Source organism: Candidatus Magnetaquiglobus sp. (assembly GCF_058402785.1).
Window position 1 is genome coordinate 1 of sequence record NZ_JBZVFG010000072.1, and the last position, 13,364, is coordinate 13,364.

Genomic DNA, 13,364 nt, shown 5'->3' on the forward strand with positions numbered 1-13,364 from the left:
CCTCCTGCGAGACAGGATATGGATCAAATTATTGAATGTCAACACGCCCTAGTGCAAAAAACGCGCAAAATCGCTTATCGTGAAGAGCGCGTGAAATAAAAAAAGTAATATAAAGATAAAAATCATAACCTCAGAGCTTCGCCCCGAACCTCACCAGTTTTCCCCACCCCCCAAAAAAAACGCCGCCCGCAGGTTCCCCCACGAACGGCGCCATAACCCAATTCAACAACAACCACTCACCCCAAACCGCACATCCCCCCACCACAACCACCCGATCCACACGGCATGGCCGGCGGCGGCGATACACTCCGCGACCCGCCAATCTGAATCCCACCCGTGGAGAGAATCTTGCGCACCTTCTCGGCACCACACTCCGGACAAACCTTCACCGGCGGGGCCGACATGGGATGATCCCGCTCGAAACACACACCACACGCATCGCACTTGTAATCATAAAGCGCCATCGTCACACCTCATCACCCAAAACCATCAACGGTTGACCCGCCGCTCCACCCGAACCTTCACCTCGGGGATGATGTCCGGATGCAAACGAATGCGCACCACATGCTCACCCAACGTGCGAATCGGACGAGGCACGTCGATCGAACCACGCGGCGTCTCGATGCCACGCTCGGTGAAGAAACCGGCAATGTCGGAATTGGTCACCGAACCAAACAACTTGTCACCCGATCCGGCTGGCCGATCCAACACCACCTCAACCCCGGCAATCCGGGCAGCCAAAGCCTGCGCCCGCTCCAGGATCTCCTGCTGACGCGCCTCGAAAGCCACCCGCTCCGACTCGAACCGCTCGAGATTCCGCTTGGTGGCCGGCAACGCCTTGCCCTCCGGGATCAGGAAGTTGCGGCCATAGCCCGGACGCACCGCAACCACGGAACCCAAATCACCCAACTTGCCAATCTTTTCCAACAGAATTACTTCCATGGCTATTCACTCCCAGGGGAATCGTCCCCGTCATGGCTGGTACGAAAGAAACGTTTGCGAAAATCAACCCAAATATCGAACAGGCCCACAGCCGCCACGAACAACACGACATGATGCCAGAAAAACAACGCCAGATAAAACAACGTACGCCATACACCCGCAACAGCATGACGACGAAAGCCGGCCTGAATGATCGCCATCCCCTGCAGAAAATAAAGGATGGTGAACAACAGAAAAAGATTGGCCCCCAACTGCCTGGAAAAACCCTGGGCCGCATAGGCGAACACCCCGGAGGCGATCACCACCCAAACCAGCTGGAACGGCGGACGCCACTCGGTGAGATCCTCACCGGCGAACAAACCCTCCCCACCCCATCGACGCACCAGGAAACGGGCCGCCAACAGATTGATCACCTGCATCAAAAACCAACCCGATACCACGAAAGCCGGCATGAGCAGAGCCAGCATGTCGAGAATCGGAGTCAGTACGGCGCGCGCCTCGGTCAAGACCACGGCATTGCCGCCCTCCTTGGCAATGGCGGCAAGCACCTTGTTCTTGAAGCCCTCCAGTTGCAAGGCGGTCTCGGCCTGCATGTCCAACCCCATCACCAGGGACCAGACGAACAACAACAGCAAGGCCCCCATGCCGAGCAGAAACGCCGATGCCAGACATTGGTTGACTCTCCAGCCGGCACGAATCAAATGCGCCGCCAGCATGGGAAAGCCGAAAAACAGCAAAAATGCGGTCAGCGGAAACCGCAAACCATCCCCAAGCAGAAAGGCACCCACCACCGGAATGGTGGCGCCGATCCAGGCCGATTGCGCTCCGCCCCAGAGCGCGGTGAGAAGCACCGGCAAGGGGGCGAAGATCTGCAACGGCACGAGCACGGGCAGCCCCATGGGCAGAATCATCAGCACCAGGGCCTGGGTACCGGCAAAAACCGGATTGGTCACCCAACTGAGCGGACGCATGGATCGGCCTCCGACCGGCGTGGCCGAAGCCGACTCACTTGACCAGATGCGGCAACAAGGCGATGTTGCGTCCGCGTTTGATCGCCTTGCTCAGACGACGCTGATGGGGGGCACACACGCCGGTGATCCGGCTGGGAACGATCTTGCCACGCTCGGTGATGAAGCGGAGCATCAGCTTGGGATCCTTGTAATCGATCTCCAGCGCCTTGTCGGCACAGAAGACGCACACCTTGCGACGGCGGAAAAAGGGCCGACGGAAACCACCTGCGGCTGGAGCGCCGCCCGCGCCCGCCGGACGGGCGCCACCGGCGCCACCCGGAGCCGGACGACCACCCGAGCGCCCCATGCCGGGACGGAAACCACCGCCCGGACGACCCGAATAACGGGACGATCCACCCTCGTTGCCCGCGTTGCTCTCGTTGGAATCGTTGTCTTGATCGGACATGTCAACTACCTCAATCGATATGGTTGTCGCGCCATCCGGAAATGACCGGCATGACGCGTGATCGTTTGTGAACACCTCTGAACTTCAAGCGTGCGATGTCGAGCGACATCCCCGGCTTGCGCGAAAGACCGATGTTCCCGGCTTGCGCGCTTCGGATCACGGATCGACCCGTTGGATCTCCCTGGCGAGCAACTCCAGACGACCCCAGCGCACCCGATCATCGCGGATCCACCGTTTTTGGTTCAGTCGTCCCTGGACCCGCAGCATCGAACCGACCGCGCACGCGCGATACCGTTCCGCCAGGGGCCCCATGGCCACCACCACCATGCGCACCTCCAGCCGCAGACCCGGTTCCGGATCGTCGTGGGTGGAGAGATGCTCCAACTCCAGCGTGGCGACCGCCCGACCCGCGGGGGTGACCCGGAAATCGACCGGTTCGATCAGTCGGCCTTCCAACTCCACGGAGTTGGTGGCCCGTGTCGCTTCCGCCACGGTGACGTCGGGATTCGGTCGCGTTTCTCCGGCCATGCTCATCCGTTCAACCCGCCTGATGCCCCCACCCGTGAGACTCCCTGACGGGAGTGCCACGCTTCAACGCCCTGCTCCGGGAGGAGGCCCCAAGCCGGACCCGTTTCGCGACCCGGCGGGAATCGCCCGGGACCGAACGGATCAGACCTCCAGTTCTTCCTCTTCCTCGTCTTCGCCGTACTCTTCATCCGGCTCGCCATACCCCTCGTCACCCGGCAGCAGACGCTCGGACTCCTCGGCGGCACGCTCGGCGGACGGAGCCAGCGGCGACGGGTTGAGATTGGCACTCTTGACGCGAATGTTCTGGAATTTCAGCACATCCTCGTCGATCATCAAGCGGGACTCCAGGTTGGCGATCAGCGCGCCGCCCCCTTCGACCAGATTGAAGACATAATAGCCCTTGGTGTTCTTTTTGAGTGGATAGGCCAGTTGACGGCGACCCCACATCTCGTGCAGCAGAATCGTTCCGCCATTGGCGGTGATGATCTCGGCCACGCGAGCCGCGACCTGATCCACCTGTTCGGTGGTCAGATCCGGGCGTACAATGAAGATTGACTCGTAATAAGCCACGGCGCCTCCTTTCGGTTTTGTTTCGGACGGCTGGCCCCAAGGCGCTAGCCCAGGAGCAAGGAGTTAATAGGCTTCAATGATGAAGAAAACACACCATTGTTACAGCCCGGAACCGGAAAATCAAGAGAATATCCTTTTTCCCTGGAAAAATTCCGTCGCGTGTCCGGGAATTCTCCCCTTTTTCACCACCCGACGGGGCGGGGTGAGCACGGGGAGCTGGGCCGGGTTCAATCTCGGGGATCATGTGGGCGACGATCCCGCGCACGTCGCCCACAACCGGGCGTCGCTGCTCGCCGCCCTGGCCCCCCATGCCAGGGAACTGGCCCTGGTCAATCAGGTGCATGGCGATACCGTGGCCGTCGCCGGCTGGAGAGGCCCCCGTCCCGATGCCGACGCGGTGGTCACCGATCGCCCCGGCGTGGTGGCCGCGGTGCTCACCGCCGATTGCACGCCGGTGCTCTTCGCCGATCCCGAACGACGCATCGTCGCGGCGGCGCATGCCGGCTGGCGCGGCGCGGTGGCCGGAATCCTGGAGAATACCCTGACTGTCCTGCTGGAAAACGGGGCCTGTCTGGAACACTTGCGGGTGCTGATCGGTCCATGTATCGGTCCGAAGCATTATGAAGTAAACACTGACTTTCGAGAACAAGTTATTATTGCAACACAGGATAAAATTGGCATGGATTGCCAAAATTTCTTTTCTATGGAGAAGAAATCGGCTAGGATGGCCTTTGATTTACCTGGATACGTCCTTGCACGGCTCATCAAGACCGGACTTGACGCTCGTCAAATCTTCAATCTGGAACAATGTACCTATGCTCTGGAATCCTTTTTCTTCAGTCACCGCCGCGCGGTTCATCGACACCAGGATCCTTGCGGACGTCAACTGTCCGGTATCCTGCTCCTCCCTCCCCGCGGAATCACCTGATGGGGGAACCACCCCCTCCACCCCCGTGACGTGGACCTCCCGTCGGGAGTTCCACATCAACCGGCTGACCGCTCTGTTCTGGCTCACGGTCGCCATCTCCATCGCTCCGGCCAACGCCAGGGCCGATACCCCCCTGGACCGCCTGATCACCAAGATCGCCATCCAGGAAAATCTCGATCCCGATCTGCTGCGCGCCGTGGTGGCCACCGAATCGGACTTCAACAACGAAAGCGTCTCACCGGACGGAGCCATCGGCCTGATGCAGCTCATGCCCGAAACCGCCAAACTCGTCGGGGTCAAAAACATCCACAACCCGGAGCAGAATCTGCGCGGCGGCGCCCGGTATCTCAATCAAATGCTCAAACAGTTCCCAAAAATCCCCCACGCCCTGGCCGCCTACAACGCCGGACCCAAAATGGTCGAACGCTATCAGGGGGTCCCGCCCCTCACCGAAACCCAACGCTACGTGGGCAAGGTGTTGGACTACTACCAGAAAACCGCCAACAGCAAAAAACGTTCCCTGGCATCCAGAAAGCATCCGGGTGACAAATCCATCCCCACCAAACAGGCACGTCTCAACAAACAGGATATCCCGTCCAGGGCAGCCCCACCGCCCTCGCCCAACCTGACGATCCAGCGAACGCATGCCCAGGCACGGCATGATCTCGTCAACCCCTCGGCGAACAACGGCAGACGCATTCCGCAATTCGCCATGGCCCTGAGTGAACCGGTCGATGGCGAATCCGTCCCCGTGCTCCGTGCCGCCCAGTGAGCGCCTCCCGTTGGTGGAGCCGTCGCTCCTGAACGCCCGTTGCACCGAGGCGTGCATCGTTTCCTCTCTGTATGAAAAAAGCGGGCCAGTTCATGCGGCCCGCTTCTCTTTTCCCACCGCCATGGTCGAGGCCGCAGTCATCATACCGCTCATCCCCAACGGCGAAAGCTGGGATCTTCTGTTCATCCGCCGCACCCAGAGCGTGGCCCACCACCCCGGACAAATCGGCTTTCCCGGCGGTCGCGCCGAACCCGAGGATCCCTCCCCGTTGCACACCGCCCTTCGGGAGATGGAAGAAGAACTGGGAATCCGTCTCGATCCCTCGGCGATCCTTGGACTCTTGCCCCCCACGCCGACCCAGGTCACCGGCTTTTTGATCCATCCCTTCGCAGCCCGGCTCGATCCACCCTTCGTTCTGACCCCGGATCCAGCCGAAGTCGCGGAAACACTCCTGATTCCCTTGCAATTCTTTCTGGAAGCGGTCAATCTCTCTCCGCGGGCCGACCATTTCGACCATCAGGGCAATCGGGTCTGGGGCGCGACCGCCAGAGTCATGACGCAATTGAGCGTCGCTCTTTTGACGAGAATGGGATGCGCATCCTGATCTTTTTGACGCTTGGCGTGGCCACCCTGTTCGGGTTGGTGTACGGGATCGGCATGATCTGGCGGGCCCTGCACCCCGCCTCCGCACCGGAGCCGTTGCCCGTCCCATCCTGGTTGGAAGGGCGCGTGGGAGGGTGGCTGGCCGCAGTGGTGCTGGCATCTCTGCTCGGACTGGTCCTGGAGGATCTCCTCACCACCCGCAAGGATCCGGGAGAGCATCAACCCCCGCCGCGTCTGACCGCGCCCGCTCCCAAGGGACCGTGATCCCCCTTCCCCACCCCTCCGGAGATCGTGAGAAAACGGGCGGGATCCTTCCACCCCGCCCACGGCGCGCGACTCAAGTCCCGCGTTTCTCCCGCCACGTCTCATAACACCCGCCGAAGAAAACCTCCAGCTGATCGATGATCTCCCGGTCCGTGGCCCCGGTCACCTTGCCCATCAGAATCCGCGACGCCTCGGACAGCACCGCGCCGTCCGCCTCGATCATCGGATAGGTCCGTTTCAACCGCTTCAATCCCGCCACCGCGCTCTCCACCTCGGGACGTGGAATGGCCAGCGGCTCCACGGAAACGACCTCGACCGGCGCACCGCTCCCGGTCTGAGGCCGGTCGCTGATCAAAAACCGTCCGAACCGCAACAGCGTCTGCCGCTCCCCGGCTTCCAACTCCCGCCACAGATCCAAGAGCGCCCGTTTTTCCGGATCCCCGTTCCCCATCCACATGGTCTCACCCTCCTGGTCCGTTCCCCCCTGTTCGCGACTCATCCCCACCAGATCATCCCCGGCTTGGGACGCGGTTCGAAGGTGATCGCCGCGCGCCCGTCGGTCTGGCTCTCACGTCGCGCCTCGGCGCTCTCGAGCAGATGCTGGCCCGCCAGATAGGCCCCGATCTCCCGGACCCACGCCTCATGACGCGGCTTCAACGGCGCACCGGCCCGTTGCGTCACCGTGTGTCGCACCAGATCCACCTCCACCTCCGCACCCCGCGCCAGCACCAGGGTCACCGCCACCGGCACCGCACCTTCCAGGCGCACCTCGTGGCGCACCACCCCGCCCGGACCGCCGCTCATGGCTTGACGGGCAACACGATCTTGCGTTTGGCCACCTCGCGGCGCGGACGGTAGAGAATCGTCACATGGCCGATGGTCCCCGCGTGGGCGCACCCGGTGGCGAGTTCGATCTCCTCGCGGATCAGGGACTTCTCCTCCTTGTAATCGTTGAACTTGATCTTGATCAGCTCATGATCCTCCAGGGCCCGTTCGATCTCGGCCAACAAATTGAGGCTCAGACCCTCCTTTCCCACCCATACCACCGGTTGCAGGCCGTGCGCCAGTCCACGCAGATGCTTGCGCTGGGTGGGGGTCAACGCGTCGGTGGCGTCGCCCTGTGTCGTGGTGGTGGTCTCGTCACATGAATTCATCGTTCAAACCCTCGTGCAGGACGGTGCCCAAGGTTCCCTGCACCATCTCTTGCAGGGCCCCGGCATCCGGGACAAAAGCGACATGGAACAGCGCATCCCCCTGATGGACCAGGGGATGGTTGGTGTGACCGATGATCACCCCTTCGCGATCGGCGCGCACCTCGACCATTTCCGAACCCAGGGGATTGGCCACATGGCCGAGCAACTCCCCCTTGCGCACATGGGCGCCGACCCGTTTTTCCGGCAGCATCAAGCCGCTCTCCGGGGCGCGCACCCAGCGGCTGGAACGAGCCACCCACCACCGTCCGTGGGTCTCTCGAAAGGGGGTGCCTCGGGCCTGGGCTGGAGGGGTGTTCCCCCGGTCCGGTACGCCGGACCCGACCGTTGGCGTTTTGCTCCCTTCGAGCATCTCCAGGTGGCGCATTACCCCCAGAATCCCCTTCAAGCCAGCCTGGATGGCCACCTCGTCCAGGCGCAGCGCCTCGCCCCCCTCGTAGAGCAACACCGGCACGCCGGCTTGATCGGCGGCGGCGCGCAACGACCCATCCAGCAGATCGGCCTGGAGGTGCACCGGGGCGTGAAACGCCCGTGCCATGGCTTCGACCGCCTCGTTACCCGCCTTGCCACGCGTTTGCGGCAGGTTGTAGCGTTGGCGCGTACCGGCATGCAGGTCGATGCCATGGGTGGCGCGCGCCACGATCTGGCGCATGAACAAATCCGCGGTGCGTGCCGCCAGCGAGCCGTGCGCCAGGCCTGGAAACGACCGGTTCAGATCCCGATGATCCGGAAAATAGCGGTTGTGGTGCAAAAACCCCAGCACGTTGACCACCGGGATCACCAGCAGGGTACCGCGCAGACCGCGCAACACCCGTTGGCGCATCAGGCGGCGGCAGATCTCGATGCCGTTGAGTTCATCCCCGTGCAGGGCGGCGCTCACGAACAGGCAGGGGCCGTGACGACGACCATGAAAAACATGCACCGTCAGATCGACCGGGGTATGGGTATGCAGGCGGGTCACCGGGATGTGGGCCACCGCCTGTTCGCCCGGTTGAATCCTTTGGCCGACGATTTCGAAGGGATCGATTTTCTTCGAGCGTTTGCGTCGTTCGGTCATCCCACGCCCGCGCTCCTGGACATCGCCGGTTCATCCTCCATGGACTCGGCCCGCATCAGGCCAAGAAACGTCTGTAACAATTGCGGATCCCACTGCCCGGAATCCTTCTCCCGTTCCAGAATCTCCATGGCCCTGGCCGGAGACATGCCCTTGCGGTAAACCCGATCCCCGGTCATGGCATCCCAGGTATCGGCAATCGACACGATGCGCGCCAACAGCGGAATGTTCTCCCCGGCAAGACCGTCCGGATAGCCACTGCCATCCCAGTGCTCATGATGCCAGGCGGCAATTTCCAAAAACTCGTGAAACCGATGCAACGGACGCATGATCGTCGCCGTGTAGCGCGCATGTCCGCGCATGATCGCATACTCTTCATCCGTCAGAGGCCCCGGCTTGTTCAAAATGGCATCCGGCACCCCGATCTTGCCCAGATCGTGCATCAGGGCACCCTTGTTGAGGCTTTTCAAACGCTCTTCGGAAAGCCCCAGATGTTTCCCCAGTTTGACCGAGTATTTCGATACGCGCGCCGAGTGGCTTTGCGTGTAGGCATCCTTGGCCTCCAGGGCCTTGCTCAACGCCTGAAGCGTTTGCAGATAGCTCTCCTCCTGTTCGCGCATCAGCCGTCCGATGTTGTCGGCCATGCCGTTGATGGCACGTCCAAGCTCTCCGATTTCGTCCCCCGGCAAGGACAAGGGGATGCGCGCATCCAGCTCACCCGAACCAAAGCGGGACATGGTTTGGGAAAATCGCCGCACATGACGAATGGCCAGATGGTGCATCAACCACCATACAAATAACAACAGTAATACACTTGAGGCGGTTATCAACAGCACGATCCGTTTTTCGTAGGCATCGTCGTTGATCCGGATCTGGCGCATCAGCTCGGCCATGTCCAGCTCCGCCTCAAGACCGGCGTTGACCTGCCGACCTCCCAAACGAACCGGAATGATGACATCCACGGTCGGATGCCCATCGAACTCCCGATTTTCGATCACCGTGGCCAGGTCCGACGAAATGATCGCCTTGCCTTCCCGAATCACCTGACCATACACCCCATCCATGGGCTTGTCGGGGTGATCTCCGACCATCGTATGACCGATCACCTGGCCCCGATCCGTGTACAGATAGATCTCCCTGGGCTTGAAATCCAGATGTGCCAGACGTTCGGGTTCGAAACCGGACAACAGAACCTGCCGATACTGCTCACGGCTGGACCCGGATGGCATGGCCTCCAGAAGACGGGCAATGCTCACCAGGTAGCTTTGGGCATGTCGGTAGACCTGATCCAGCATCGCCCGCTCCAGCTGAGTCTCGGAAACGATCACCAACCAATAGATCGTGATCGCGAATCCCAGCAGCGATCCGCCAAGAACCTTCTGGGTCAGTGAGAGTTTCGTCTGCCGCATCGCCCGTTACACCCCTAAAAATGCCGCCACCCCCCCTGTTCCACCACCACGCGCTCCCCATCCAACCCCACCACGTCAACCTCCGCCCCCGCGACGATCTCCCCGATCTCGGTCACCGGCACTCCAATCCGCTCCCCCAACGTGCGCACCATCTCCACCGCACCCGGCGCGACCGTGAACAACAACTCGTAATCCTCACCACCGGTCAGCATGCGGCGCATCAACCCCGGATCGTGCAACACCAAACGCCGCGCAGCCTCGGATAACGGAATCCGTCCGACCTCCACCCGCGCCCCCTTGCCCGACGCCTCGCAAATGTGCCCCAGATCGGCCACCAACCCATCGGACACATCGATCACCCCGCGTACCGCCGCGGCATCGGCCAACGCCACCCCCAACGCCACCCGTGGTTCCGGCAGATCCAGACGCCCCTCCAGATAACGCTGGTCCGCCTCGTCCAGCCCGGTCAACATCCCCTGCCGTACCGCCAAACCCAGCGTCGCATCGCCCACGGTGCCGGTCACGAAAATCCGATCCCCCACCTCGGCAACCCCCCGCGACAAGGCCCGCCCCTGACCCACCAGACCGAACATGGTCACATGAATCGTACGACCGGACGAGGATCCCGTGGTATTGCCTCCCACGATCGTCACCCCATACCGCTCGCCACAGGCACGCAGCCCGCGGGTGAACTCCGCCAGCCACTGGGAAGGGGTATCTCCCGGCAGACCCACCGACAACAGATACCAGTTCGGCTTGCCGCCCATGGCCGCGATGTCGGACAGATTCACCCGCAACGCCTTCTGTCCAAGCAGAAACGGATCGTCGGTGGCGGAAAAATGGATCCCCTCGATCAGGGCATCCACCGTAGCCAGCAACTGCTGGGTGCGCGGCACGGCCAAAACCGCCGCGTCGTCCCCGATCCCGGCCACCACCCCGGCCACCCCTTCCAAACGCAATGGCTGGAAGAACTCCCGAATCAACGGAAACTCCCCGACCGAGGCCAGGGTCGTGGCGATCTCCTCCTTCATGGGATACCTCCCTCGGTTTGCGCCCGCGTGGCACGAATCCGACCCGCCACGTTGTCCATCACACCGTTGACGAACGCCCCCGAACCATCCCCGCCGTAGCGCTTGGACAGCTCGATGGCTTCGTGAATCACCACCTGAACCGGCAACTCCGGCTCGGCCAACAACTCATAGATCCCCTGGCGCAGGATGTTCCGGTCGATGGTGGAGATGCGCGACAACGACCAGTTGTTCGCCCCCAGGGTGATCCAGTGATCCAACTCCTCGAGCCGGCTCCAGGTGCCGGCGGCCACCTTTTGAAAGTAATCCAGATCCGCGCGACCGTCCGCGTTGTCCTCGCACAACTGCACCACGGCGCGATGGATCCCATCGCCGGTGATGTCGCACTGATAGAGAGCCTGCAAGGTCAACTCGCGGGCCTTGTGACGACTCAATCCCGTGCCGTTCTCCGGAGTCCCGGTCCGCGTCCCGTTGGCCGCGCCCGATCCCGTTCCCGACCGTGGATGCGATGAAATGCCATTCATGCTCAATGATCAAATCCCTCTGCGTGATTGTCCGACCTGCTACGTCATCTGCGAAAAACTTCTGAAAAAAAGAGAGGAAGGCCTGATACCGCCCCCCTCTCGCACGCGCCGACCTTGCTCGACAGCTGATGAGACTATCCAGCCAGTTTCTTCAACAGGTCGATCATCTCGACCACGCTCAACGCGGTCTCCCACCCCTTGTTGCCGGCCTTGGAGCCGGCCCGTTCGATCGCCTGCTCCAGGGTATCGGTGGTCAGCACCCCGAAGCCGACCGGAATGCCGCTCTCCAGACTCACCGCCGCCACCCCCTTGCTCACCTCGGCGGAGACGTAATCGAAATGGGGCGTGGAACCGCGAATCACCGCACCCAGACAGATCACCCCGTCATGACGACCGCTTTGAGCGGCTTTCTGGGCGGCCATCGGGATCTCGAAGGCGCCCGGCACCCGCAACACGGTGAGCGATTCCCGGCTCGCCCCATGACGCAACAGAGCATCCACCGCCCCTTCGAGCAACCGTTCGGTGATGAAGCTGTTGAAACGGGCCACCACCAGCGCATAGCGTGCGCCACTGGCATCCAGATGGCCTTCCACCGTTTTGATGTCACTGCTCATGCCGATCTCACTCCCCAGACTCTGACGCCGCCTTGTCCGCACCCGCGAACTGCCGCAGCAGGTGACCCATCTTGTGGTGCTTGACCTCCAGATAGGCCGCATTGCCGGAACGGGCCGGGATCTCGATCGGCACGCGCTCGACCACCTCCATCCCGTACCCTTCCAGCCCGATGATCTTTTTGGGATTGTTGGTCAGGATGCGCAGACGCCGCACGCCAAGATCGCGCAGGATCTGGGCGCCGATGCCGTAATCGCGCAGATCCGCCGGGAAGCCGAGTTCCAGATTGGCCTCCACCGTGTCGAACCCCTGATCTTGCAGATTGTACGCGTGCATCTTGTTGACCAGGCCGATGCCGCGCCCCTCCTGACGCAGATAAAGCAGGATGCCCCGTTCCTCCTGACCGATCTGACGCATGGCGGCGTGGAGCTGACTGCCGCAGTCGCAACGCTGACTGCCGAACACGTCACCGGTCAGACACTCGGAGTGGACCCGCACCAGCACCGGCTCTTCGGGGTCGATCTCCCCCTTGACCAGCGCCACATGCTGAAAATCGTCCACCTGGTTGGCAAAGATGATCAGCCGCCACTCGCCGCCGAAATCGGTGGGCATGCGGGTCTCCACCACCCGCCGCACCAGCTGTTCATGGGCTGTGCGAAAGGAGATCAGATCCGCGATCGTGGCGATCTTGAGGCCCATGCGCCGCGCCAGCTCGATCAGATCCGGCACACGCGCCATGCTGCCATCCGCCTTGAGGATCTCGCAGATCACCGCGGAGGGCTTGAGTCCGGCCAGGCGGGCCAGATCCACCGAGGCTTCGGTGTGTCCCGCGCGCACCAGCACGCCGCCATCCTTGGCCACCAGCGGAAAGATATGGCCCGGTCGCACCAGATCGCACGGCGAGCTGGCATCGTCGATGGCCACGGCCACGGTACGTGCCCGATCGTGGGCCGAAATGCCGGTGGTGACGCCGGTCTTGGCCTCGATCGACACCGTGAAGGCGGTCTTGAACTGGGCATTGTTGTCCGCGACCATCAGCGGGAGCTGCAACTGTCGCGACCGTTCGCCGGTCAGGGCCAGGCAGACCAGTCCACGACCGTGCATCACCATGAAATTGATCGCTTCCGCGCTGGCGAACTGGGCCGGGATCACGAAATCCCCCTCGTTCTCGCGATCCTCGTCGTCCACCAGGATCACCATGCGACCCTGACGGAAATCCTCGATCACCTCGTCGATCGAATCGAACTGGAACTCCATGACGCTCTTGATCCTGTTTGGATGACGGTTCAAAAAAACGGTTACGGGGTCCGGGGGCGATGATCGTCTCCGGCGGGGACGGGGCCGAGCCCCGCGACTGTGGTCTTGTATCTGTAACTACTCAGGACCCCTACATTTGGCGGGGTCCAGGGGCCAATGGCCCCTGGTGGGATCCAAGGGCAAAGCCCTTGTGACTCATTGCTTTATACCGTTCGCGCGCTTTACACAGATAAGCCCATTTTCGCG

19 protein-coding genes are annotated in these 13,364 nt (G+C 62.0%); 4 read left to right on the plus strand and 15 right to left on the minus strand.

Annotation, left to right across the window (positions count from 1 at the left end):
• Positions 1–236 precede the first annotated feature (236 nt).
• The 6 genes from ACV4UY_RS15740 to rpsF form a co-directional block, all read right to left on the minus strand.
• Positions 237–464 (minus strand): FmdB family zinc ribbon protein, encoded by a 228-nt coding sequence (locus ACV4UY_RS15740; protein WP_491608510.1) that lies wholly within the window; start codon positions 462–464, stop codon positions 237–239.
• A 25-nt stretch (positions 465–489) separates the two neighbouring features.
• Positions 490–942, minus strand: a complete 453-nt coding sequence (rplI, locus tag ACV4UY_RS15745) for a 50S ribosomal protein L9 (protein WP_420903715.1) — start codon at positions 940–942, stop codon at positions 490–492.
• Positions 943–944: 2 nt separating this feature from the next.
• On the minus strand, positions 945–1,913 hold the full coding sequence (locus tag ACV4UY_RS15750) for a DUF2232 domain-containing protein (protein WP_491608511.1): 969 nt from the start codon (positions 1,911–1,913) through the stop codon (positions 945–947).
• Between the two features lie 34 nt (positions 1,914–1,947).
• On the minus strand, positions 1,948–2,358 hold the full coding sequence (gene rpsR / locus ACV4UY_RS15755) for a 30S ribosomal protein S18 (protein ID WP_420903713.1): 411 nt from the start codon (positions 2,356–2,358) through the stop codon (positions 1,948–1,950).
• 156 nt (positions 2,359–2,514) lie between these two features.
• Positions 2,515–2,886, minus strand: coding sequence for a single-stranded DNA-binding protein (locus ACV4UY_RS15760; protein WP_491608512.1), 372 nt, complete (start codon positions 2,884–2,886; stop codon positions 2,515–2,517).
• A 141-nt stretch (positions 2,887–3,027) separates the two neighbouring features.
• Entirely contained in the window at positions 3,028–3,456 is a 429-nt protein-coding gene (gene rpsF / locus ACV4UY_RS15765) for a 30S ribosomal protein S6 (protein WP_491608513.1), read from the minus strand.
• 79 nt (positions 3,457–3,535) lie between these two features.
• Here rpsF and pgeF point away from each other — a divergent pair, with 79 nt between their 5' ends.
• The 4 genes from pgeF to ACV4UY_RS15785 are packed head-to-tail and all read left to right on the plus strand — an operon-like array spanning position 3,536 to position 6,023.
• The gene (gene pgeF / locus ACV4UY_RS15770) at positions 3,536–4,384 is read left to right on the plus strand and encodes a peptidoglycan editing factor PgeF (protein ID WP_491608526.1); all 849 of its coding nucleotides are present in this window, start codon (positions 3,536–3,538) and stop codon (positions 4,382–4,384) included.
• Between the two features lie 25 nt (positions 4,385–4,409).
• The gene (locus ACV4UY_RS15775; RefSeq protein ID WP_491608514.1) at positions 4,410–5,156 is read left to right on the plus strand and encodes a lytic transglycosylase domain-containing protein; all 747 of its coding nucleotides are present in this window, start codon (positions 4,410–4,412) and stop codon (positions 5,154–5,156) included.
• Positions 5,143–5,760: an NUDIX hydrolase gene (locus tag ACV4UY_RS15780; RefSeq protein ID WP_491608515.1), complete on the plus strand. Its 618-nt coding sequence runs from the start codon at positions 5,143–5,145 to the stop codon at positions 5,758–5,760. The genes ACV4UY_RS15775 and ACV4UY_RS15780 overlap by 14 nt, the downstream gene beginning before the upstream one ends.
• The gene (locus tag ACV4UY_RS15785; protein ID WP_491608516.1) at positions 5,748–6,023 is read left to right on the plus strand and encodes a hypothetical protein; all 276 of its coding nucleotides are present in this window, start codon (positions 5,748–5,750) and stop codon (positions 6,021–6,023) included. Before ACV4UY_RS15780 ends, ACV4UY_RS15785 begins: the two co-directional genes overlap by 13 nt.
• Positions 6,024–6,096: 73 nt before the next feature.
• Here ACV4UY_RS15785 and ACV4UY_RS15790 read toward each other — a convergent pair whose 3' ends face one another.
• The 9 genes from ACV4UY_RS15790 to ACV4UY_RS15830 all read right to left on the minus strand — a co-directional run bounded on the left by ACV4UY_RS15790 (position 6,097) and on the right by ACV4UY_RS15830 (position 13,118).
• Positions 6,097–6,480 carry a Crp/Fnr family transcriptional regulator gene (locus ACV4UY_RS15790; RefSeq protein WP_491608517.1) on the minus strand — a complete coding sequence of 128 codons (384 nt, stop codon included), beginning with the start codon at positions 6,478–6,480 and terminating at the stop codon, positions 6,097–6,099.
• 38 nt (positions 6,481–6,518) lie between these two features.
• Positions 6,519–6,827: a hypothetical protein gene (locus tag ACV4UY_RS15795; RefSeq protein WP_491608518.1), complete on the minus strand. Its 309-nt coding sequence runs from the start codon at positions 6,825–6,827 to the stop codon at positions 6,519–6,521.
• Positions 6,824–7,177 carry a ribosome assembly RNA-binding protein YhbY gene (gene yhbY / locus ACV4UY_RS15800; protein WP_491608519.1) on the minus strand — a complete coding sequence of 118 codons (354 nt, stop codon included), beginning with the start codon at positions 7,175–7,177 and terminating at the stop codon, positions 6,824–6,826. Before yhbY ends, ACV4UY_RS15795 begins: the two co-directional genes overlap by 4 nt.
• Positions 7,164–8,291 (minus strand): succinylglutamate desuccinylase/aspartoacylase family protein, encoded by a 1,128-nt coding sequence (locus ACV4UY_RS15805; RefSeq protein WP_491608520.1) that lies wholly within the window; start codon positions 8,289–8,291, stop codon positions 7,164–7,166. Before ACV4UY_RS15805 ends, yhbY begins: the two co-directional genes overlap by 14 nt.
• Positions 8,288–9,697 (minus strand): HD domain-containing phosphohydrolase, encoded by a 1,410-nt coding sequence (locus ACV4UY_RS15810; RefSeq protein WP_491608521.1) that lies wholly within the window; start codon positions 9,695–9,697, stop codon positions 8,288–8,290. The genes ACV4UY_RS15805 and ACV4UY_RS15810 overlap by 4 nt, the downstream gene beginning before the upstream one ends.
• Positions 9,698–9,711: 14 nt before the next feature.
• Positions 9,712–10,728, minus strand: a complete 1,017-nt coding sequence (thiL, locus tag ACV4UY_RS15815; protein WP_491608522.1) for a thiamine-phosphate kinase — start codon at positions 10,726–10,728, stop codon at positions 9,712–9,714.
• Positions 10,725–11,249, minus strand: coding sequence for a transcription antitermination factor NusB (nusB, locus tag ACV4UY_RS15820; protein ID WP_491608523.1), 525 nt, complete (start codon positions 11,247–11,249; stop codon positions 10,725–10,727). Before nusB ends, thiL begins: the two co-directional genes overlap by 4 nt.
• 134 nt (positions 11,250–11,383) lie before the next feature.
• Positions 11,384–11,863: a 6,7-dimethyl-8-ribityllumazine synthase gene (gene ribH / locus ACV4UY_RS15825; RefSeq protein WP_491608524.1), complete on the minus strand. Its 480-nt coding sequence runs from the start codon at positions 11,861–11,863 to the stop codon at positions 11,384–11,386.
• A 7-nt stretch (positions 11,864–11,870) separates the two neighbouring features.
• On the minus strand, positions 11,871–13,118 hold the full coding sequence (locus tag ACV4UY_RS15830; RefSeq protein WP_491608525.1) for a bifunctional 3,4-dihydroxy-2-butanone-4-phosphate synthase/GTP cyclohydrolase II: 1,248 nt from the start codon (positions 13,116–13,118) through the stop codon (positions 11,871–11,873).
• Positions 13,119–13,364: the final 246 nt, after the last annotated feature.

Coding starts and splice junctions, on each gene's coding strand:
- ACV4UY_RS15740 (WP_491608510.1), bottom strand. CDS start 464: ATGGCGCTTTATGATTACAAGTGCGATGCGTGTGGTGTGTGTTTCGAG.
- rplI (WP_420903715.1), bottom strand. CDS start 942: ATGGAAGTAATTCTGTTGGAAAAGATTGGCAAGTTGGGTGATTTGGGT.
- ACV4UY_RS15750 (WP_491608511.1), bottom strand. CDS start 1,913: ATGCGTCCGCTCAGTTGGGTGACCAATCCGGTTTTTGCCGGTACCCAG.
- rpsR (WP_420903713.1), bottom strand. CDS start 2,358: ATGTCCGATCAAGACAACGATTCCAACGAGAGCAACGCGGGCAACGAG.
- ACV4UY_RS15760 (WP_491608512.1), bottom strand. CDS start 2,886: ATGGCCGGAGAAACGCGACCGAATCCCGACGTCACCGTGGCGGAAGCG.
- pgeF (WP_491608526.1), top strand. CDS start 3,536: ATGAAGAAAACACACCATTGTTACAGCCCGGAACCGGAAAATCAAGAG.
- ACV4UY_RS15785 (WP_491608516.1), top strand. CDS start 5,748: ATGCGCATCCTGATCTTTTTGACGCTTGGCGTGGCCACCCTGTTCGGG.
- ACV4UY_RS15790 (WP_491608517.1), bottom strand. CDS start 6,480: ATGTGGATGGGGAACGGGGATCCGGAAAAACGGGCGCTCTTGGATCTG.
- ACV4UY_RS15795 (WP_491608518.1), bottom strand. CDS start 6,827: ATGAGCGGCGGTCCGGGCGGGGTGGTGCGCCACGAGGTGCGCCTGGAA.
- yhbY (WP_491608519.1), bottom strand. CDS start 7,177: ATGAATTCATGTGACGAGACCACCACCACGACACAGGGCGACGCCACC.
- ACV4UY_RS15805 (WP_491608520.1), bottom strand. CDS start 8,291: ATGACCGAACGACGCAAACGCTCGAAGAAAATCGATCCCTTCGAAATC.
- ACV4UY_RS15810 (WP_491608521.1), bottom strand. CDS start 9,697: ATGCGGCAGACGAAACTCTCACTGACCCAGAAGGTTCTTGGCGGATCG.
- thiL (WP_491608522.1), bottom strand. CDS start 10,728: ATGAAGGAGGAGATCGCCACGACCCTGGCCTCGGTCGGGGAGTTTCCG.
- nusB (WP_491608523.1), bottom strand. CDS start 11,249: ATGAATGGCATTTCATCGCATCCACGGTCGGGAACGGGATCGGGCGCG.
- ribH (WP_491608524.1), bottom strand. CDS start 11,863: ATGAGCAGTGACATCAAAACGGTGGAAGGCCATCTGGATGCCAGTGGC.
- ACV4UY_RS15830 (WP_491608525.1), bottom strand. CDS start 13,118: ATGGAGTTCCAGTTCGATTCGATCGACGAGGTGATCGAGGATTTCCGT.